At 37.4% G+C, this 851-nt stretch carries 1 protein-coding gene; it reads right to left on the reverse strand.

Features of this window, described 5'->3' with window-relative positions:
* The coding region (locus H8S17_RS16200) for a hypothetical protein (RefSeq protein WP_186867901.1) at positions 1 to 788 on the reverse strand (788 nt) is incomplete at its 3' end.
* Positions 789 to 851 lie beyond the last annotated feature (63 nt).

Raw genomic sequence — 851 nt, forward strand, 5'->3', positions numbered from 1 at the left:
TGTTTTATCTTTGCGTCAACATTTATGGTCTTTCCTGATTCCTGCAATAAATAAGTGTGTTTTCCTGCTCCCGCATCTATAGAAAAGAATCCCGGAGAAATCCCGACTTTCTCACAGACTGACAGTACTTCCTCATTACTGTAGAGATAACCCCACACACTCTTTCCCTGTGCCAGATCAGATAAAATATTACTTGCTTTGCGCATTTCCCACTTATAATTTGTCCCTTTTTGATTTGTATTCTCTGCAAGCAACGATTCCGAGGCTGCCCAGCCTATCCTTCCATTGTTGACCGTCCATGTATATTTACCGCCACTTGATGTTGTCCATGAATAATAACTTTTATTACTTAATACCAAAGAATTATTTGCAGCACAAATGCCTGACATGGTGCTTGTATTCATTTTCGGTACTGCATAATTAGGTACTACCTGTCTGCTCCCATTAAGGTCAAAGGAAATAACCCCATACTCCTTAAAATCAGAATTATATCCACAGGAAACATTCTCCCCAAAATTGATTGCATCCAAAATAGCACTTGAATTATTATAGTTTGCAAAATAATAAGCCAATTCACTGTTAGAAATATTCGCATTTTTATCTATCAGTGCAGCTATTGATTGCTTTGAAAAGCCTCGTGCAGCATCAGAAATACTTAAACTGTCCTGTTTTTTATTATTTCCTGCTCCAAGCAACATCTGTATTGCTTTTTGGTGTATTCCTGCCTCTGCTTGCTTTGAATATGTCAATAGCTGGTTTACTGTGTTTACATCTGTTACTGTCTTCATAATTATTCTCCAAACCCTTTTTCAACATTAAACGCCAAACATATGCTGCAATTTGTCCAGCAT

Source organism: Roseburia zhanii (assembly GCF_014287635.1).
In the GTDB taxonomy this organism is placed as follows: domain Bacteria; phylum Bacillota; class Clostridia; order Lachnospirales; family Lachnospiraceae; genus Roseburia_B; species Roseburia_B zhanii.